This is a genomic window from Nitrospira marina (assembly GCF_059568365.1).
Genome location: NZ_JCANTH010000001.1, coordinates 1,856,216 through 1,878,194, shown reverse-complemented (window position 1 = coordinate 1,878,194; position 21,979 = coordinate 1,856,216). Strand labels below are relative to the sequence as shown.

Sequence of the window (21,979 nt, the reverse complement as noted above, 5' to 3'; positions counted from 1 at the left end):
AGCTATCAAGTCTGCGACCTGTGTGACGGTATGCTTATTTTTTTGGTGAATAATGTCAAGCCCCCATGCCCCTTAGGAAAACCCCATAGGCCATAGGAAAGTTCAAACCATGCCAGTAACGACAGACACAAGGGCCTTCAATTTTTCACGTGCACTAGGGATACCTTTCTTCAGACATGCTTAGAGTCCCACCCCTTTCCCTAGATGCGCACCCGGGCTCATCCAACGTTGTCCAAATAGACCCGTGTTGGAAAAAGAAAGTTTCGGTGGGACCCGAGAAGTTTGTAGGAGAATGTCCAGCACCTATTGAATCTCCCAGACCGTCGATACCGTCCCGGGAAAACCCGTGTTGATCACGGTGGTCCCATTCATCACCCACACTTCCACGGCGCCGGTGCTGCTGTCGCGCCAAATGATGTCCGCGTTCCCGTCGCCCGTCACATCTCCGACCTGAACTATGTTTACCGCCAACGCCTGGCCCGTCAGGGAGTCAGCCCGAGCAACCGTGGTGCCATTCATTACCCACACCACCACGCCCCCGCTCGTGGTATTCCGCCAGATCACGTCGGCCTTGCCATCGCCATCGACATCCCCCATCCCCGCGATCTCAAGCTCCGTGGGCTCGCTCCCGGGAAATCCTACCGAGGTCCTGGTGAGCCCGTTCATCACCCACACGGCCACCATCCCGTTGGTACTATTGTGCCAGATAATATCGGCCTTGCCATCTCCCGTGACATCGCCCACCCCCGCGATTTGCCACACCGCCGCGACGCCGCCCAGGAAGTCCGATGCAGCTATTGTGGTCCCATTCATCAACCAGATGGCCGTTTGACCGGTGAGGGTGTTCCGCCACACCAAATCCGCCGTACCATTGCTGTCCACATCGCCGACGCCCGCAATCTGCCACTCCAAGGGCACGCCGCCGGGAAAGCCTGTGGTGCGCACCGTGGTGGCATTCATCAGCCATACCGCCACGACTCCATTGATGGTGTTCCGCCAAATGACATCCGCCTTTCCATCGGCATCCACATCGCCCACTCCCGCAATCTGCCAGGTGAGGGGCACGCCGCCGGGAAAGCCCGAGCCGGTCATCGTCGTGCCGTCCATCAACCAGATGGCGGTGCTGCCATTATTGGTGTGGCGCCAGACCAGGTCGGCCTTCCCATCCCCATTGACATCCCCATCGGCTCTTTTTCCCGGCGGTGGCGAGGTAGAGCCCGGTAACGCCGTCAAAGCCTGGGTCACAAAAAAATCAGGTCCGATGATGGGCGTGACAATGCCTTCTTTAATTGTCGTTCTCGCCTTGGTCGTCAGATTGATCGATTCAAACAAAAGATCCTTCACCGCAACACCCTGCCCTGGCATATTTTGACCGGACAGATGATAGAGCAGTCCGGACGAAGGGTTCAGGCCAATCGTTTCCCCCTTTCTTTCCTTACCATCCCCCACATTTAAAAAGTTCGTCGTCTGACCCGTGCTCTTATTCACCCTAAATATTTCAGCCTGTGCAACATTGCTGGGATTATTCCCCGAGACGGCGTAGAGTGTGCCGGCCGCATCAAAGGCCATGTCCGAAAAGCGTCCGGTAATTTTCGCAATCTGAGTGGCGACTCCCGTCTGAGGGTTTAGAGTCACCAACCGTCGAGAGTCGTTCTTTTCCCCACTTGCCACGAGTAAAGCCCACAAGGTGTTGGTGCCCGGTTCGGTGGCGAGGCCGGTACCCCCTATTATCGTTACTCCGGCTAAAGTGAGGGAACGACTGGTCAAGGAAGCCCCGGTGGCCGGATTGAGCGTGAATAAGGTCGGAGGTTCCACAAATTCATTGAAATTAATGGAATACAGGGTGGACCCGACGAAGGCCAAACCATTCGAGCGATGAGTGAGATCGCCAAGTTTGGTCACCGTCCCATCACTCGTCAGTTGGTAAAGGCTCGGGTCGAAAGAAAGGTTCCTCCATCCCGCCATCAGGAAAAGATCAGCCGCGGTCACCCCATTCGGCATCATTAGCACAAGACACAGACTTAGCGCGCTCAACCAGAATTTTCTTCCTCGACGAACTCTCTCACCTTGACCAAACATATGGATTCCTTTCATGAAGGATTTATAAATACATTTAATTTTAAATTGCATTTAGAAATTTTTTTCGCCGAGTTGCATCCTGCAATGTAAAAGCCTCATCCTCATGAAGTTCGACTCACAGTAATACTTTCTTCGAATAATATCCACAGGGACAAAAGAGAATGTATGGCCAGGGACCCATACACAAAAAGGAGGGGATTTAAACCTTCTTATATTGTGACGCATCTCGTTCACAACAGTATTAAGGTGTAGGGAATGGTATAACTTATGCTTGCATTAAAGAAGTGGCATACGTTTACAAGATTTAGTGAATTTTTTCCAACTGTTGGAAAGGTGGAAGTAAGGAAAACTAAATGGGAGGAGTTCGTTTGGAAACAGACGCAATTCCTTTAGAAAATCTGCTGAAAAGGATTCGACTTTATTGGAGTGGTTTATGTGGGGAATATTTTAGCTGGTTAATATTCAATTTTTTATCTACAATCTCTTGCAATTCACAATTCCTCAATGAAAGTAAAGTCACTGATTAGGTCACTCCTACCTTTCAAAAAGAGGCTCTATGAACTGGAAAACTTTGCCATTCATCCCATTGGTCGCCTTAATTATCATGCTAGGCACCATGGTCAAAGGACAAGTTCCGACTACCGTAATCGGAAATCTCACGCAGGCCAGCGACAATAATCCGGCCACGAATGTGTTTGAAACCACCCTAGAGGCCAAGGAAGCGGTGGTGGACATCAACGACGGGAATGGTGCGGTGACGAAAGTGTATACTTTTAACGGGAAAATTCCGGGACCCCAAATAAAAGTCAAAGTCGGGGATACCGTCATTGTGCATTTTACGAATTCATTACCGGAAGCGACGAGCATTCATTGGCATGGCATTGAGGTCAACAATGAAAGCGATGGATCTTCTGTTTCGCAAGATATGGTTCAGCCAGGTGAAAGTTTCCTATATCAATTTCAGGTTACGCGGCCAGGAGTATTCTGGTATCACCCCCATTTCACGGCGACGAATCAAGTTTTCAAAGGAATGTATGGACCTTTTATCGTTACCGATGATACTGAGACAAAAAAACTGAGAGACGAGTTACATCTTTTACCTCCTGAGAATCAAACCCATAGTTTGATTCTCAGTGACATTACGGTTTGTAAAGCTCCAGGAACCAATGACACTGCCACCTTCTCTCCCGAACGCCCTTGGGTTGGGGGGGATTCTTTTCTAGGTCATACCTTCACTCCCAACCCAAAGGATCTTTGTGAAAATTCAGCCAGGAATAATGAGGGGACGACAATCCCCGGTCCTTTATCACAAGGGACGGTTCCCAATGTTTTTCCAGGGATGAACTGTACGGGTCCAGGTGGAGCATGTCGAGTCAACGAGGGTCAAATCGTACTGGTGAATGGCCTTCAACCAGGTGGCAGAGCTGGTTCACCTGACGCGCCGGGAACCCTGGAACCGATGGCCAAAGTGCTGGACGTTAAATCTGGTGACGGCCTTCGATTACAAATCATCAACGCCGCCATTACCCGATATTTTCGTCTAAAGCTTAGCGATGGAACCGGCCAACCCGTTACCCTCTTCAGGGTCGGCGGAGAAGGAGGAATATTGGACCGCGTTCGGGTAGAAGGAGGAATTCAACAATCGTTGGATACGAAATATTCTCAAGGGGAAATTTTACTCACGCCTTCTGATCGAGCCGATGTCGTGATCAAAATTCCCGATGGAAACGAAGGAAAAGTCTTAACGCTGTGGACTCAAGACTATCCCCGAAATGGTCCCCGACAAGGACCGTTTGCCAACATTCCCACGGTTCCGATCCTCCATCTCATGGTAGGCCCTGCCAATGGCAACGAACAGTTTTCCATTGCTGAGAATCAGGGACTACTGGACGACCCTAGGGTGAATGGACCGATCGAGAATATCAAGAATCAAACAATTTTCAATCATTTGCTGGATCCCGCAACGTTATCGCCAGCACAACCTGGGACGGCAAATGAGACCATTCAATTTACCAATACCAGCGGCCAGCCTTCTATTGACGGGATTGCCGGAAATCTACATGCCGCTTCAGGAACAGATTTTCAGGGAATATCTCATCTGGATTCCAGCCGTTATGCACGAGTAGGAGATCTCTTAGAGCTGAAGGTCACCAATTTAACCCAGGCCCATCATCCTTTCCATTTGCACGGCTTTTCTTTCCAACCAGTAAGAATTGAGGAAAATGAAATCCTGAAGTATGCTTTCGATTACCAAGAGTTTGTGGATACAGTTGATATTCAACCGAATCACACCTTGGTGTACAGAGTACGGCTTGATGATAGAAAAATGCAGGATGGTCTTAGGCCAGGAGGAGCCATGGGACGCTGGTTGTTTCATTGCCATATTTTTCACCATGCAGAGATGGGCAAAACCTCAGAATTAGTGGTGTTGCCGGGTCTTTCCTCTCTCCTATGGCGCAACACGAATACTGGCGCTGTGGCCGTGTGGCTGATGAACGGGACCACAAGGGCCGCCTCGGGCTTTCCCGGCAGCGTGCCCCTTACGTGGCAGATCGCGGGGAGCGGCGATGTCAATGCCGATGGCAAGGCGGACATCATTTGGCGCAACAGCAGCACGGGCGCGGTGGCTGTCTGGGTGATGAATGGCCTGGCCGTGACCACCATGGGCTTTGCCGGAGGCACCTCCCTGAACTGGGCCATTCAAGCAGTGGGCGATGTGGACGGCGATGGCAAGGCCGATTTGGTCTGGCGGAACACCCTCACCGGGCAAACGGCCATCTGGCTGATGAACGGGACCACGAGGGCCGCCTCGGGCTTTCCCGGCGGCGTGCCCCTTACGTGGCAGATCGCGGGGAGCGGCGATGTCAATGCCGATGGCAAGGCGGACATCATCTGGCGCAACAGCAGCACGGGCGCGGTGGCCGTCTGGGTGATGAATGGCCTGGCCGTGACCACCATGGGCTTTGCCGGGAGCACCTCCACGGACTGGTCCATTCAAGCAGCGGGCGATGTGGACGGCGATGGCAAGGCCGATGTGGTCTGGCGGAACACCCTCACCGGGCAAACGGCCATCTGGCTGATGAACGGGACCACGAGGGCCGCCTCGGGCTTTCCCGGCGGCGTGCCCCTCACGTGGCAGATCGCGGGAAGCGGCGATGTCAATGCCGATGGCAAGGCGGACATCATCTGGCGCAACAGCAGCACGGGCGCGGTGGCCGTCTGGGTGATGAATGGCCTGGCCGTGACCACCACGGGCTTTGCCGGAACCGCATCGACGGTTTGGGAAATCCAAGGTTAAAGGAAAAAGGCCCTATCGTCGATTATATTATTATTCTCTCTTCCAAACCGTTCAACCAGAAAGACCGGGAAATTTGAACCGATGGTTTACACCGAACCCTCTAAAAATCACGTCGCCTTGGCAAGCATTATTCGGGTTTCGGCTATGGGCGGAATTGTTCCAATGATTATGAAAGGAAGTGAAGGCAAAGCGAATTTCAGGCCACCGCTAAATGGTTACGGGTTCATGAACCACTTGTGTAAGAGGTGTTTCGGGATTCACCCGAAACACCTCTTCCTCTCTTATTCTTATACATAAATCTATAGATAGATCATATTCGAATTCAGTAAACACAGCCCCCTCGGGATTTTTCACAAAAATGAACCTGGAAGTCCTACTCGTTAAGCGTGGTTCTTTGCTGGACCATCGCAACTCTTCTCGGTAAAGTCAGCAGTCATATAACTCACCCCATCCAGCAAGTGTCCTGTATTATGAAAAGAAATCCATCAACACTTCACCTTCAGGTCTCCCCATGCGGTGGCGAATGATTTAGGAGGATATTATTGTAAAATGAGGATCGGTAAATTTAGAATGTGCCTCCAAATCCTGCTGTCCAGGTCTGATTGGCGCGGAGCCCTTCATTAATATTCAGAGGGAGGATGACCGCGGCCTGCACCACAGTGTTGGGATAGGGCACCCATTTAAACCCCGGAGCCAAATCCACGATGTCCTTTCCACTATTGTCCTTGTCATTAAATTCATGGCGTCCCAACAGATCTAAAGACACAGCAAGGGTAGGGACCGGCGCCACATCGAAGCCCGCCACATAGGTAAACGCATTTCGTGACGATTGATTATTGACAATACTGACGCCCGTATTGACGTGGGGTCCAATCATCCCGATCGGAGAAGAATAATATTTTGACGCAATAGCCAGAGCCGCAAATCTAAAATCCCCTAACCCCTGGAAGTTATCCTCATTACCAGTCGGGAAGGAGACATCTCCCCGAACAGCCAGATCGGGAGCGATGGGATGCTCCTCCAAAAATCGATATTTGGACCGGAGAATAATATCCCCGATTCCTGTGGATTCTGACGAGCGAGTATCCTTGGCTGGATCGAATTGATTAGGAACAATAGAGTATCTACCGCTGCAATTCCCAGTCCCTCCTCCCGGCTGTTGGGGGCAGGGTATTCCGTTTCCGTCAACTAATTGGGAGTTCGCTTTCGCCTTGAGCTTTGTCGTGACGATGGGAACAACAAGATTCACATCCCAAAAATCCGTTAGGCCAAACGTGCCATAAAACCCTACAAAATTAGTGATCACAGTTACGTCCGTAACAGTCTTTAGTTGATCGGTAGTGGGTTGCTGACCCGGTTGTAAACTGGCTTGGGCCGTTGTTTCAAGGGAAGATAAATCCTGCCCGTTAAATTTATCATATTTCGCATAGGACCAGTTAATCTGGAAGTTCAATCGCCCTTTGCCAATGGTGTTCGCCAGTTCCCCAAAAAGTGGACCGGGACTTTTGCTCACCTCAACCGGAATACCCCGTTCCATGTCGAACGTCACCCCGCCCACGGTCGAGTTGACCGCAAACTGCCCGAGCTGTGAGGTAATTCCATTAGTCAAATCATTCAGATCATTCAAGGAATTCAGTGAAAAGTCGGCAGGACTTGCATTGGGCCCACTGGCCGTCACCTGAAATCCATTTCCGCCATAGAGGCCTGGGATCACATCCTTCAATTTTTCAGCCTGTGTCGGACCGGGAACCAATATTGTCACGGTCATTGATACAAGCAAAAAAAGACTAAAAGTCGAAGCGAGTTTCAGCACATTGTGTACCCATAACCGTTTAGGCATGTGATCCTCCTCCTACTAGTAGATCAATGAAAAATGGTAATCCTGTGCTTTCCGACAGCTAATCTCCCCTGCTACTTGAAAAACATTTGTGGATTAGTATGTGCTTTCCCTGGCGTTCTAATTAGAAATCTTGTGTAAAAAAATGCCAGCAATCACTCATGCTTGGACTATTTTGAGAGACGGTTTTGAGCGGGACACCGTGGATAGATAATGAAAACACGCAGATCGTATAAACTCCCTAGAATTAAGTCAATTATTTTCTTTGAGAATCTCTGCGAATCTAATCAGACAATCCCTCGACCAATTCCCTTGCCAAAATTCTTTTTTTCCTTGTAGATGTTATTCAAAAAAGTTGCTAGGCTTTTTGCCATCATCCGTCTCAGCAAAGTTATCGTGAATTGAGATTTAGAAAAGAGGTCATCCAAATTGCCGCGAGGAATGGTCACCCAGCTAAGGATTGGTGCTTTGATACAGTTCTCCCTAATCAGATCTCTCATACAAAAAAATCAATATACCCTGGAAAGGCAAGGCAAATTTTTCGCAGAGGAACAGTCTGTTGGGGAACATGATGTTTGGAAGTTATGCGGATAATGTTCAAAGAGGTGATCACGGTCGATCTATTTTTGAATTCGCGGAATACCCGGGTTTCCTATTGCCATGTTGAATGCCGAGGTCATCTTGGGGATACCATCTAAAGACCATCTTTTAGAAAGAGGGGAACTTAACTTTATTCTTAAGGATATTGTTGGGGAAGCGTTGGGACAGAAAATGGAAGGTTGAACGGATACGGCAGGAGAAAAACACGAAGGAAGCCCAGCGCGGAAAAGTCTCTCCTAAATGGCAATGCTAAGGAGGATGAATATGCCTATCTATTCGTCGCGGACTCAATTGATAAGGATGTTGCTAGGTTTTACCCTCATATTCCTCGGCCTGCCGGCCAAATCCTCAGCCACTGATTGCAGCGCGGTAATTGATACCCCAAATTCCAAAACCATTTTCGTGGGCGAAACGCTTAATTTTACGGGAACTACAACCGAAGCCCATTCATTTCATCTACCCGTCGGACAAACCTGGTCTTTTGGGGCAGGATCCGGCATTCCGGATTCGACAGCGGAAGATCCTGGTAACATTACTTTTAATAATCCCGGAATTTTCACGGTTACAATGACCCCACGGAATTCAAGTGGCACTAACACTGCTGATACGGTGACTATTATTGTGAAAGAGCCTCCTATAATATTACCTCCCTCAACACATTTCCTGACGGTAATCAAAGCTGGGAAAGCCAGCGGGACGGTAACCAGTGCGCCCTCCGGCATCAACTGCCCGACCGACTGCACGGAGTCTTACACTGACGGTACGGTGGTGACACTCAGTGCTGCCGCCGGCGGTTTCATATCGAAATTTGCCGGGTGGAGCGGCGGCGCGGGCACCTGTGCCGGCACGACCAACCCCTGTACCGTCACCATGAATGCAGCCAAGTCCGTCACGGCCACCTTTGACTCATTTCCAATATCATTGGACCCAACGCTAACGGTGACCAAGAATGGCAATGGCACAGTGACCAGTAACCCAGTCGGCATCTCCTGCGGCAACGATTGTTCGCAGATATACGCCAGTGGCACCTCCGTAACGCTGACGGCAGCGGCGGCGGCGGGCTCTACCTTTGCCGGTTGGAGCGGCGGCGCGGGCACCTGTGCCGGCACGACCAATCCTTGTGCGGTCACCATGGACACCGCCAAGTCCGTCACAGCCACGTTTACTGCCATTAAACGAGCGCTGACCGTTACCAAAACCGGGTCGGGCAGTGGAACCGTGTCCAGTGCGCCCCCGGGCATCTCGTGCGGGAGCACCTGCTCAGCATCGTACGATCATGGCACCAGCGTGACCCTGACGACCACGGCGACGGCGGGCTCCACCTTTGCCGGCTGGGGGGGCGGCGCGGGCACCTGCGCGGGCACGACCAACCCCTGTGCGGTCACCATGCAAGCGGCGCAAACGGTGACCGCCACATTTACTCTCGCCACTCCCGTCCAACGGACGTTGACAGTGACCACGGTCGGCACCGGCAGTGGCACGGTGACCAGTAATGCCGGGAATATCAATTGCGGGAGCGCCTGTACAGACTCCTATGATGACGGCACGATCGTGATCCTTACGGCGGTGCCAAACCCGGGTTCAATCTTTGCGGGGTGGAGCGGGACTTGTACGGGGACCGACCCCTGCACGGTCACCTTGACGCAAGCTCAGAATGTGACGGCCACGTTTACCCAGGAGGGTCAGCCCCCAGATCCCGTGACCGGTACCTTTCTGATGGTGGCCTGGAGGAATCTCAACGCGGAGCCGAGCCTCTATCAACTGACCAATCCAGGTGTGGTGACCAAGCTGGGCGATCTCGACCATCGCTCAAACGGCTTGGCTTTTGTCGGCTCCACTCTGTTTTCTGTTAATTTCAACGAAGGGAAAGAGACTCCTACCCTGTTTACCCTCAATCCGACCAACGGGATGACCCTGACCACCCGTCCTCTTACCTTAGCCGGAGTGCCGATTATCGGGAGTACCGGTCTCGCCACGGAACCACGGACCAACACCCTGTGGGCCTTACTCGTCACAACCGCAGAAAAAAACACCGCTCGTCGGTTGGTGACCATAAACCCACAAACCGGGGTCGCCACTCAAATTGCCTCAGTTTCCGGTCGCTTTTCGGACATGGCCTTTGATGCCGCCGGGATCCTTTACGCCGTTACAGGGAACAATCCCAGCAATACCGCCCCCGCTCAAATCTTTGTCGTGGATAAAAGCACAGGGACGACTACCCACTTTTTGAATGTCTCGGATGGGAAAAAACGAAAAGGCGACACGATCGGCTTGGAACCCTCGACCGGCCTGCTCTATCATTTGTCCGGACAGAATATGTCAGAACCCGGTACCCCGAGGGATCTCTTATTTGAATCAATCAATCTGGCAACTAAGACGAGAACAGCCATTACCGATGCTGGTACTGCCAAGCAAATCATTGGTCCAGAGTTTTTTGTGACCCAGGCCTTAACGGCACAGTCATCGGGGCAACTATTTCTCAGGGATAGGTCCGACCTGGATGGCGATGGCAAAGCCGACTTGGTCTGGCGGAACACCCTCACCGGGCAAACGGCTATCTGGTTGATGAACGGCACCTCCATTGCCTTGTCTGGCTTCCCAGGTGGAGTCCCGCTCGCCTTGCAGGTCGCAGGCGTGGGCGATGTGGATGGGAATGGCCAGGCGGATGTGATCTGGCACAACAGCAGCAACGGCGCCGTGGCGGTGTGGCTGATGAACGGGACCACCGTGCGCACTACCGGCTTTCCCGGAAGGGCATCGACCGATTTTGAAATCGCGGGCGTGGGCGATGTGGATGGCGATGGGAAGGACGATCTGATCTGGCGCAATACCAGGGATGGCAGCACCGTTATCTGGCTGATGAACGGGCCGGCCATTGGATCGTCCGGCTCTCCCGGCGGGGTGGCATTGACCTGGCAGATCGCGGGCGTGGGCGATGTGGATGGCGATGGGAAAGCCGACCTGGTCTGGCGCAACAGCACAAATGGCGCGGTGGCGGTGTGGCTGATGAATGGGACCACCATGCGCACTACCGGCTTTCCCGGAAGGGCATCGACCGATTTTGAAATCGCGGGCGTGGGCGATGTGGATGGCAATGGGAAAGCCGACCTGGTCTGGCGCAATACCAGGGATGGCAGTACCGCCATCTGGTTGATGAACGGGACCACGATGGCCTCATCCGGTTTTCCAGGCGGAGTGCCGTTGGCCTGGCAGATCGCCGGCGTCGGCGATGTGACGGGGGATGGCCAGGCCGACATCATCTGGCGCCACAGCGGTAAGGGTGCCGTCGCGGTGTGGGTGATGAATGGCGCGGATATCAGCACCACAGGATTTCCCGGGGCCGCGCCTGCGCATTGGGAGATTCAATAGCCACGTTTGTATATAAATCTTGATGATATAGAGGGCTTTTTTAGATGCTTTTCAGAAAGGATGAAAACCTGTACCGCCCACCTGGGTGATGGGGAATAACCCTAGAAACAGGGAAAACCAAGATGTACGAGCGCCTTGATTTGACGGGAAAGCCCTCATCATCCCAAGCGAAGTTGACGGCATGCAGGTTGGTTGCACTACCCTTATCTTATCTATCTATATCTTATCTATCTATCACGGACCCCTTTTGGCCTAGGAGATGGCCGATTTTTAAAATATGTGATGCCTCCAGCCCACATCTTGAGTTTGTTACCCAGCAAATAAGCCCCTAACTGGTCCCTGCGCCAGCTCACCCAGACAAAAGTCTGAAGAGCTTCTTTCCCTTACGCCTTATGAGGAGGGAAACCTGCCTATTTCTAGTTAGTCTTCATCGGAGTATAATGCCTTTCTAAGTTTTTCCTATCCCTCTAGGTGTGCCGTGTTGAAATTAGTTGAACTCAGGGCAGTCCTCTTGAAATGGAGGCAAAGGCTCCTGGGCCTTTCCTATCTTACCAGTCTGTCGCTTCTCAGTTGTTCGCTCCTTTTTCTGCCGTCCCTAGCGTGTGCTGACACGCGCGGGGTGACTGTGGAAGGGAAGACCCCACCCCAATATGTCCAGGAAAAGCAGGGAAAATCCTGGGCCGTCACCATTGGCATTGATGATTATCAAAATCTACCTCGACTTTCTTACGCCGTTTCTGATGCGGAAGGAGTGGCTCGTGTCCTGGCACGGCAAGGATTTGAGGTGACGCCCTTACACAATAAAAAAGCCACCCGGCGTTCTATCCTTCGGGAATTAGGACGGGATCTGTTAATGAGAGTCCAAAAAGAAGACCGGGTGGTCATTTTTTTTGCAGGACATGGGGAAACAGAAAATATTGGTGGTGGGCAACCCATGGGATATATGATGCCCGTCGATAGCGAACCGGACCTTTTGGCCGGAACGGCAATTAGTATGGGCCTTATTCGTGAACTTTCCGAGGCGATCCCGGCTAAACAGGTATTATTTCTTATTGATATTTGTTACGGAGGCATTGCCGGGCGTCGGCTTCGCTCGTCTACTTCTCCTACCATGAACCAGGACTATCTCCAAATCATTACGCGAGAGCCGGCCCGCCAGCTAATTACGGCGGGAGGGCCCGGACAAAAGGCCTTAGAAGGACCGGAGTGGAACCATAGTGTGTTTACCTATTATCTTCTTGAGGGTTTAGAAAAGGGGTATGCGGATCTTAACAGCGACGGCATCATTCCCGCATCGGAACTCTTTTCCTATATCGAAGAACATGTGCAGTCTGCTTCCGTCATGCGCAATCATGTTCAGCGTCCGGAAATGTGGTCCTTGACGGCGGCCAATGGGGAATTTGTCTTTGTCCCAGAACCACCATCGTCAAATCCTCAAGTGGCCCAGGCTCCAAAAAACGCAGGGGGAACCAGAGATTCCGAAGCCAGTACCATTGAGACATTTGAACGCCTATTAAAAAAATTAGAACAACGACTGGAATCGTTCGAAGCGCAATCTCCTTCTTCTGAGCAAGCTCCCGTAACTGATCAGGGAAAAAAATTGCAAGAAAATCAAAAAGCCTTGGAGACCCAACGGAAGCAGTTTGAATTAGCAAGCCAGAACCTACGAGAGGAACAACTAAAACGGGAGGAGGCCCTGGAAGCTAAACTGGCGGAAGCACGCCGGCAAGCGGCCGAGGCCGAACAACAACGCCGTCTGGCGGCGGAAGAAGCACGCAAAGAACAAGAAATCCGGCTCGCAAAGGAACAGGCTTCCCTAAAAGCCCGGCTCCTCGAAGAAGAACAGCAGCGACAGCAGGAACTCGCCAAAAAAGAAAAGGCTTTCCAAGAGCAATTAGCAAAAGCCCAAAAGATAGCTGAAGAGGCGGAGCGTCAACGCCTAGCGGCGGAACAAGCGCAAAAACAACAGGAAGCCCGACTCGCCAAAGAACAGAATGCTTTGAAAGCTGAGCGAGCCCGCTTGGCCGCTGAGGAACAACACCGCCAGGAGGAATTCGCCCGGAAGCAACGTGAACTACAAGCCCAAGCCGAACAGGCCCAACGAGCCCAAGAAGCCCGCATAGCTCAGGAGCAAGCCGCCTTACAAGCTGAGCAGGCCCGCCTGGCCGCCTTGGAGGAGAAACGTCGCCAGGAAGAACTTGCCCGTCAAGAACAGGAACTGCAAGCCCAAGCCGAGCAGGCCCGGCGCGTGGCCCAAGAAGAAGAACAAAAACGTCAGCTGGCTGCCGAACAGGCCCAACGAGCCCAAGAAGCCCGCATAGTTCAGGAGCAAGCCGCCTTACAAGCTGAGCAGGCCCGCCTGGCCGCTGAAGAACAACACCGCCAGGAAGAACTTGCCCGTCAAGAACAGGAACTGCAAGCCCAAGCCGAGCAGGCCCGGCGCGTGGCCCAAGAAGAAGAACAAAAACGTCAGCTGGCTGCCGAACAGGCCCAACGAGCCCAAGAAGCCCGCATAGCTCAGGAGCAAGCCGCCTTACAAGCTGAGCAGGCCCGCCTGGCCGCTGAAGAACAACACCGCCAGGAAGAACTTGCCCGTCAAGAACAGGAACTGCAAGCCCAAGCCGAGCAGGCCCGGCGCGTGGCCCAAGAAGAAGAACAAAAACGTCAGCTGGCTGCCGAACAGGCCCAACGAGCCCAAGAAGCCCACATGGCATCGTCTAACAAGCCCGGCACGACTCCAGTAGAGGAAGGCCTTGAACCGCCCACAGGAGCAGAGGGGTCTGTTGAATCTCAGAACGGAGTTGTGACTGGAGCTCAACCATCCTCTGATGAAAGTGAATCCGGCTTTTTTGGTTTCTTTAAGAATATTTTCAAAAATCAGGACACTGACATTCCCGAAGTAACCTCTTCTCCAAATGACCCAAGTTCAAGCCTTTCAGGATCAACACCTTTCGAGACTGAGAATACTCAACTTTCTGAATCTTCGGGCATTCAGAAAAAAAATTCTCAACCTGAACCTGTTTTGGAGGCACGACTCCATCCTTCTGATTTATCTCGTACATTTTCATCTGAAGTGGTCGGGAAGGACGATACTTCGATGGTTCTTATTCCTGGTGGAGAATTTAGCATGGGGAGTTCCGCAGAGGAGATTACCATCCTATTAAAGGATTTTGAGGGTGTTCCGTTTGAGGCTTTTGGAGGGGAACTACCCCAGCATCAAGTGGTCCTCCCCGATTACTCTATTGATAAATATGAAGTGACTTTCAAACTCTACGAGCGGTTTTTAGAAGCGACAAATCGGACCCCACCCAAATTCTGGTCGAATCAACGATTTCATCAGCCTGAACTTCCTGTGGTTGGAGTGTCGTGGTTTGATGCGGAGGCCTATTGCCAGTGGGTAGGAAAACGGCTTCCCACTGAGGCTGAATGGGAAAAAGCCGCTCGTGGTACCAAAAAAAATCTTTACCCGTGGGGAAATGACTGGGATTCTGCTCGTACCAATACCGCAAGCTATTGGTCCCGAGAACCATTTCGCTCCCTAAAAATATGGGCCACGTGGATGCAAGCGGCATTGGAGAGTCCCACATATGGGCCGTTGAAAGTTGGAACGTTTACAAAGGGCACAAGTCCCTATGGGGTTCATGACATGGCGGGTAACGTGGGCGAATGGGTCGCTGACTGGTATGCCCTGTATGACACGTCTCCTACTCTGGTCCACAATCCTCAAGGGCATGATTCCGGAACAATGAAGGTTCACCGCGGGGGCTCGTGGAGCGTGATGTCGGTCTTTGCCCGCACAACTTATAGAGCCAGAGAAGATCCTGCCAAAGGCAATCCCTATATTGGATTCCGATGCGCCAAAACTCCATGAGAGAAGGTACTCATGAAATATGGAAATGGTTCTGTGGTCTTGTACTAGATCTGAGAACAGGCCGCCTTTTCTCTGCCTTACCTGCGTAACATATCCCTACATCCAATCACTCTGCTGCAGACTCATTTCTCTCCTTACAAAAACAGAGTGCATCCTGAGTTGTATGAAAACCTAAAATCCATCGCTACATCACAGCAAATGAATGTTTACCTTTGAAAGAGACCGTATGTCATCAATGCTGCTATTGGATCTCCCATTCTGTCGGAACACTGCTCGGGGAACCGCTCGCGGTCACCTGGATGCCATCCATCACCCACTCGGTTAGTGCTCCCGTCCTGGTGTTGCGCCAGACGATCTCCGCTTTACCATCGCCGGTCATATCGCCCATACCCGCTATCACCCACTCTAATGCCATCCCTCCCGGGGAGCCGGACGAATTAATTGACCCCCCGTTCATCAGCCAGATCACCGTGCTGCCATCACTACGATTACGCCACACCAGATCGGCCTTGGCATCGCCATCGACATCATCCACTGCCACAACGGTGAACACCGTCGGGGCGTTCGCGGGGAAAGCCACGCTCGTAATGTTTACCCCATTCATCAGCCACACGGCCACCGTTCCGGTGGCACTGTTGCGCCAGATGACATCGGCCTTGCCATCTCCCGTGACATCGCCCACCCCGGCGATGTGCCACACCGCCGGGACGCCGCCCAGGAAGACCGACGCGGCTCTTGTGGCCCCATTCATCAACCAGATAGCCGTTTGCCCGGTGAGGGTGTTCCGCCACACCAGATCCGCCGTGCCATTGCCGTCCACATCGCCGACGCCCGCTATCTCCCAGTCCACCGGCGCATTGCCGGGAAAACCTGTGCTGGTCACGGTGATCCCATTCATCAGCCACACGGCCACCGCGCCGTTGGTGGTATTCCGCCAAATGACATCCGCTTTCCCATCGGCATCCACATCGCCAATGCCGCTAATCTGCCACGCCAAGGGCACGCCGCCCGGGAAGCCCGAGGCGGTCATCGTCGTGCCGTTCATCAGCCAGATGGCGGTGCTGCCATTATTGGTGTGGCGCCAGATGAGGTCCGCTTTCCCATCGCCATTTAGATCCCCCAGATTCGCCGCACCCGTCTGGCTAGCCGACTCTTTGAAACCTCCCGCTTGCCAAGCGGTGAACAAGTCACGGTTGGTCTTACTGAGTGGTCCGCGAGGAATTGGTGGCATGAAATTATCCGGATCATTGATTCTTGCTACCGCGCGGAAGGCATTGTTGCCTTGGGTGGCCGAGGCGTAGTTCTCGAAACTGATTCCTTTTTCAGATCCATTGACTCCATGACATTCTATGCAATGCGTATCAAACAGTGGTTTTATGTGGGGCTTATAGAATACAGCCGGAATAGGATCAGATTTCTTATTGAAGTTTGCCGTCACTATCGTATTATTCGTGAGTGTCACCGTGCAGATTTCTGCACTCCCACAAGAAACACCGCCCCATGCCGCAAAGGTGGAGTCGGGATTCGCTGCCGCTGTAAGCGTGACCGAGGTGCCGGAATCGTATAACGCCGCGCATTCGCTCTCGCATTTGACGCCTCCTGGCGAAATCGTAACTATCCCGCTTCCGGACCCGAATTGGGTAACTTGTAAAGAAAATTTGGGTGGTGTGGGGTTTTTGGATTCTTCAATCAGAGCCTGAACCTCCTGGGCAGACAGTGGCCGACCATAGACGCGGACGTCGTCAATCCTCCCTTGTAGTGCCTCGATACGTGCCTCTAATGTCCCTCCGTTATTCCCAATGTCCGCGAAGGCATTCAACGTTGAGAGACCACTGTATTTTCCATCCGCTTCTTCAGAGCCATCAACATAGACACTATAATTTGTCCCATCCCAGGTCAGAGCAATATGGGTCCATCCTCTCGTGGCCAGTGCCTTTATATTGGCCCGCCTGATTGGCTGATCACCCAGGCCAAGTGTGAGTTGCCCCCTGGCATCGTGGTACAGTTGGATTCTATTGGCAAATTGGGGCTGTGTGGTGTGGCCAAAAACGAAGCCCTTCCTCGCAGGAAACCCGTCAAACCAAGCCCAAAGGGCCACGGTCCCCTGGGTTGCAGCCCAACCGTTGGTTCCCACCCGGACGTAATCGGTGACATCATTAAACGCCAGCGCGTTGCTAATGTTCCCGTTAGTCCACGACGCCCCAATCACTGTTCCTTTGTTTCCCTGACCCGAGGAGTCAACCGCAACTACTCCCTCACCCTCATCAAATGCCCAGTGGCCTCTGAGCAGGTTCTGATTCCCCTTTGGGGGTACGAGTCGTCTTATCTTGCCATCTTGTTTGGACAGAACGTAAATCTCTCCCTGTTGATCTATGCCGAACCTCAAATCAACCGCTTTGCGGTTAGAAGATGCGAGCTGAGCAGATACCAATTTCAACATAGTAGTTTCGGAGCCGTTTGCATCACGAAGGATGAGTTCAGTTATGTCAGACTGCTTTCCCTCAACCAAATCATCCACGTTCACATAGAAAATTCGACCGTTGACAATGTCACCAAAAATGTATTTTCCAACTAATTCAGAAATTTGGTTGCCACGATAGACGAACCCCCCCACGATAGCTTGGCCTTCGGTGTGATCATATTGTGCAACTGGATACGTAAAGGCAAAGGTATTATCATTGGGGGGCAAGGGGGAAATTTTCCCTCCATTGTCCTTATCAAAAACAAAAGTCCCCTCTCTCTTGTTCCAGCCATAATTGGCACCGACCTTCCCTAGTTCAACCTCTTCGACCTTAGCCTGACCAATGTTACCAATCAAAAGCTTTCCATCCCCACCAGTGTCCCAACTAAACCTGTGTGGATTGCGGAACCCATAGGCCCAGATTTCATCTAGTGTCCTGGGATCGCCATCGTTTGCAAAAGGATTGTCCGAAGGTATTCCATAGGCACCATTCCGGCTGTTCATGCCAAGTGGGTTGATGCGTAGTAGGGAACCATGGGGAGAGCTCAAATTTTGGGGATCGTCGGTGTCACGTTCTCCCCCATCTCCATGTGCGATGTAAAGCATGCCAAAATCCGGATTGCCTGGCTTCGCATTGGGGTTAAATCCGATTTCCTGGATGGAGTGAGCACCTGTAGATTGTGCGGTGCGTAAGATTTCACGGGAGGTACCCCTGAATTCATTATCCGAGGGAACGACGGCTGTCCATTCCTTAACTACGTTGTGAAACGGCTGAGATTTAGAGACTGTACTACGCATGTCTGGTGGGTCATTGGCTTCTAATTCTGAGTGAGCCGTATAAAATCTTCCATTAGTTGAGAAATCGGGGTGAAATGCAAAACTATAGAACCCCATACCTAGCCCGCCAGATTTGGTAAATTTAGAGTGGGAGGAAGCTAAATCCAGATAAGTGGTGATTTTACCTTTATCAATCACATAGAGTTTTCCGTTCAGATCATTGACAAATAGTCTTCCAGTATTGTCCTTAGAATGATAGAGCAAGTTGATACGCGCCAAGGGTGGAGCGCCACTGCTTGCCGGTACCTGGACGAAATCTTCAATCTGTACGGATAGTCCTGACTTGGTTATCTTCGGAAATTTATCTGTTTGTGCAACAGCTGCCTGGTTAAATGCCAGGAACAATAGAACGGTTAGGAGGAATACAAAAAGTGGTTTTGGGAGCATCTATTTTCCTCCATTGAGTGGTGGATTAGGCATAGATGTGAGATATCATTATGGAGAGATCAGAATTCTCCTTAAAATCCCATAAATTTTAACCTTAGTAATTATTCCCCCCCTCATACTCATTACGGCCAAGGAAGCATTGGAACTATAACTCTTCCATCTTAAAAAGCAACTCCTATAATCTTCCCCCACGAAATCGGACACAAGGGGCGATTTGTCGATGAGTTTAAAGAAGAGGCGAGCAAGCAGGTACCAGGGTACACGGTGGCCGATGCCGCGAAGCGATAAGGGTCTCTGCACAAAGCCTGTACAAGTGGGTTAAGGTTTATGCTTCCAACGCCACCGATCGATATGAGGCTCAGCTCAAAGAAGTCAAGCGCGAGAACCTGATGTTGAAGGCCGAACTCCGCCGTGCACAGGAAGAGCGTGACATCCTAAAAAAACCGCATTGAGTTCAATGGGTCGTTCCAACACTGACTTGAAGTTTCTCCGCTGGTGTCTGAAAAACCAAAGTTTTGCGTGGGCGTTAATTTAGCCGTAATGCCACGTGGTTAATTCCGCTTGTGAGTCCCGACCAGATCCGTTCCTTAGGGAAAATACTGGCGGCGCAATCGATTCGTATTTTCATTCGTGCCTCGTTGCCACGGGGACTGTGGAGATCGCAGAAATAGACCTTAACCTTCGTGGCCACGGTGAACTGCCTATGCGCCGTCCTCTCAATCCCTCGATCCCACGTCAAGGAAGGGCGGAGTGTGAGAGCCAGGCGGGGTACTATGAGGGCGTTCACAACACTCGCGGTGCCTTTGCCTGCGACTTTCACGAGTAGGGTAACCGAGACTGCCGTCGACCAGGGCGGCCATATGAGTGTTGCTTGAGCCCGAGAGTAAATCTCCCTCCCAGTGTCCAGCCATGTCCTGATCATGGACTTCAGCTGGCCGTTCAGGAATCGAAATGCCATCAATGATCTGACCTCGAGGCTGGCCGTCGGTACTCGCACGCTTGGAGCGTCGCATGGTCCGGTGTGAACGCAAACACCGAGTCATTTCTTTCTTGAGCACCCCTCGGGCCTGAATAAACTGGCTCCGATAAATTATTTCGTGAGGCGCCCCCATCTGAGGCTCCGTCAGAAACTGTCGTTTCAGCCATCCGGCAATTAGTTCGGGCGACCATTCCAGACTCAGTTTAACAGCGACAATCCGCTGTAGGATCGGATGAAGGGCAAGTCGACAGGGTTTAGGGCGGCATGCAGCTGCCCAAGCTTCTTCATCAGCCACCGTGGCATGATACCGACAGCCCGGCGGCAATGCCCCGAGAAATCTCTTCGCGCACGGCCAGCGTGAGGGCCCGGAAAGACCGTCGCCTGGGCAGCGGGGTGATGCCGCCGTGAGCGGCGATAATGCCGTGGCTCCAGCCCGCATGCTTGCCCAGCGCACGCCCAATGTCGCTCAGCGACTGTCCACATTTCCACTGTTGTCACACAACCGCTTTCTGAGAACTCATTAGACCAAGCCAGCCAAATTGTGCCATACGCCACACCCTCCCTGCCAAAAAGTTGAGATATGGTGTTGCATGATCCATTGAACTCAAGGCCGCGTACTTGGGGAAAAACCCGGAGTGAGGTACGCGTTCATCTTATAGCATCAAATACTGGACTGCGGTGCAGCCGCTGTGTCGCGTGTTGGGGGTCTCGCGCAATGGATATGATGGGTGATTGGAACGCCCCCGTCCCGGCGGTCGCAAGACGATGAACGGCTGTTGGGTCTGATCCGCGAATCGCATGAGGGCCAGTGGCCGCACCAATGGGGCTACTTGGATTCTCTGCGATCTACGTGAGGTCAGTGAGCGCGTGGGCAAACGCCAAACGGTGCGCGAACAGCTTCGCAAACACAGCCACCTGGTCCGACAGAAGACGGCTAACCTGTTGAGCGTTCAAAACTTATTGGCTTGAATACGGGACACGCCATGAACGGAACCCAAACAAAGCACCTCACACCGACAACCGTCCGTGAGTTGGTGTCGCTTCCGGAACACGCCTTCGCCCTTGAAGTGACCATGGCCGTGATGCAGCATTCCGCCGAGCAGATCGCCCAGGTGGAACGGGCAGTGCACGCTCGCGTGAAACTGCGGCCGCCGTTTTAGTCGCTTTTGACCGTCCCCGGCATTGGGCAAACGCTGGCCCACGATCATGCTCGAGACGGACGAGATTGGCCAACTCTTCACCGCGGGTCGGTTTCCTCTTACTGCCGGTGCGTCGAGAGCACGAAGCTCAACAATGGGAACCGCAAAGGCCAGGGCAATACGAAGAGTGACAAGCCCAAGTGCGAATTGGGCTTCTAGGCGCCGAAGGACAAGAGCGGAGAGCTAAAAAAATCTTAAGAGAAACAGTGGAGACGTGTGCCTACTTGACAGAGCCTGCTAGGGTGACCACCAATCCTTTAGTCCCACCGGATCAGCCACTCCAGTCAAGCGATTGGCTATGCATCGTTGTATTTCGTGCCAATTGAGTCTCGTCTCTGACTTGGCATATCCGGACCACCATACCCCTATCAACCTGGGACAGATCTCAGTCAATCCGCACTTCCTGACGCTCGTCATGGATGATCCATTGTTTAATGTGGCAATTGGCTTTCACACGGAACGGGTCTACGAGGATAATCCATTCGAGGTACTCGAACTTGCCGTTACGAACACCCACAATTTCGAGCTGGTGAACCTCGTCGCCGTCCCGAACACGGACTGGTTGGGAATCACTTGCTAATGAGAGTGTCGCAGTGAAGCCTGTCCACAAGTACCCGGCCCCGGCGCTGACAAAACCCACGCCTAAACCCAAAATTGTTGTGAGAATCGGATAGGTCTCGCCACCTGACAGATCCTTGTTCACCGACTTCCGAAATTCTTGGTTTTGCGCGCCGAAAGTCAATAGCTTGCGTCTGGCGACATTAGTCTTCTGTAGATCCACATCGCGATCTGGAATCTGGTGGTATTGCTTTCCCCAAAACCAATGCCTTCCACTTCGCACGTCAACCAGTTGGTGAGGGTCGCCTGTCATCGCGAAGCCACCGCCGGCCCGCTCCGCCTTCAGCCCCGCAATAGTTGATGACATTAGACGACGATTGACTTTCCCTGGAAGTTTGGGAAGCTTAATTAAGAGTTGCTGGCTAAGCGACATGAACTACCTCCATGAAAAAGAACAGAGATAATGTTACCTCTCTGCACATCAGGTTTGCGATCAGGCATGGT

General features: G+C 52.3%; 8 protein-coding genes and 1 pseudogene. 4 read left to right on the top strand and 5 right to left on the bottom strand.

Features of this window, described 5'->3' with window-relative positions:
- Window positions 1-303: 303 nt before the first annotated feature.
- Entirely contained in the window at window positions 304-2,079 is a 1,776-nt protein-coding gene (locus tag LX98_RS07680; RefSeq protein WP_496428344.1) for an FG-GAP-like repeat-containing protein, read from the bottom strand.
- 556 nt (window positions 2,080-2,635) lie between these two features.
- On the opposite strand from LX98_RS07680, the gene LX98_RS07675 reads away from it, so the two are divergent.
- A complete protein-coding gene (locus LX98_RS07675; RefSeq protein WP_496428343.1) occupies window positions 2,636-5,377 on the top strand; it encodes a multicopper oxidase domain-containing protein in 2,742 nt (913 codons plus the stop codon).
- Between the two features lie 565 nt (window positions 5,378-5,942).
- On the opposite strand, the gene LX98_RS07670 is transcribed toward LX98_RS07675, so the two are convergent.
- A complete protein-coding gene (locus LX98_RS07670; RefSeq protein WP_496428342.1) occupies window positions 5,943-7,217 on the bottom strand; it encodes a transporter in 1,275 nt (424 codons plus the stop codon).
- A gap of 861 nt (window positions 7,218-8,078) precedes the next feature.
- Between LX98_RS07670 and LX98_RS07665 the strand changes: the two genes are divergently transcribed.
- Both LX98_RS07665 and LX98_RS07660 read left to right on the top strand, forming a co-directional pair.
- Window positions 8,079-11,183, top strand: a complete 3,105-nt coding sequence (locus LX98_RS07665; protein WP_496428341.1) for an InlB B-repeat-containing protein — start codon at window positions 8,079-8,081, stop codon at window positions 11,181-11,183.
- A gap of 478 nt (window positions 11,184-11,661) precedes the next feature.
- On the top strand, window positions 11,662-15,054 hold the full coding sequence (locus LX98_RS07660; protein WP_496428340.1) for an SUMF1/EgtB/PvdO family nonheme iron enzyme: 3,393 nt from the start codon (window positions 11,662-11,664) through the stop codon (window positions 15,052-15,054).
- Window positions 15,055-15,295: 241 nt separating this feature from the next.
- Here LX98_RS07660 and LX98_RS07655 read toward each other — a convergent pair whose 3' ends face one another.
- The gene (locus LX98_RS07655; RefSeq protein ID WP_496428339.1) at window positions 15,296-18,739 is read right to left on the bottom strand and encodes a PQQ-dependent sugar dehydrogenase; all 3,444 of its coding nucleotides are present in this window, start codon (window positions 18,737-18,739) and stop codon (window positions 15,296-15,298) included.
- Between the two features lie 454 nt (window positions 18,740-19,193).
- Window positions 19,194-20,266: pseudogene (locus LX98_RS07650) on the bottom strand (IS30 family transposase).
- Between the two features lie 417 nt (window positions 20,267-20,683).
- Between LX98_RS07650 and LX98_RS07645 the strand changes: the two are divergent.
- Window positions 20,684-20,878 (top strand): hypothetical protein, encoded by a 195-nt coding sequence (locus tag LX98_RS07645; RefSeq protein ID WP_496428338.1) that lies wholly within the window; start codon window positions 20,684-20,686, stop codon window positions 20,876-20,878.
- Between the two features lie 424 nt (window positions 20,879-21,302).
- Here the strand turns inward: LX98_RS07645 and LX98_RS07640 are convergent, their stop codons facing one another.
- A complete protein-coding gene (locus LX98_RS07640) occupies window positions 21,303-21,908 on the bottom strand; it encodes a hypothetical protein (protein WP_496428337.1) in 606 nt (201 codons plus the stop codon).
- Between the last annotated feature and the right edge of the window lie 71 nt (window positions 21,909-21,979).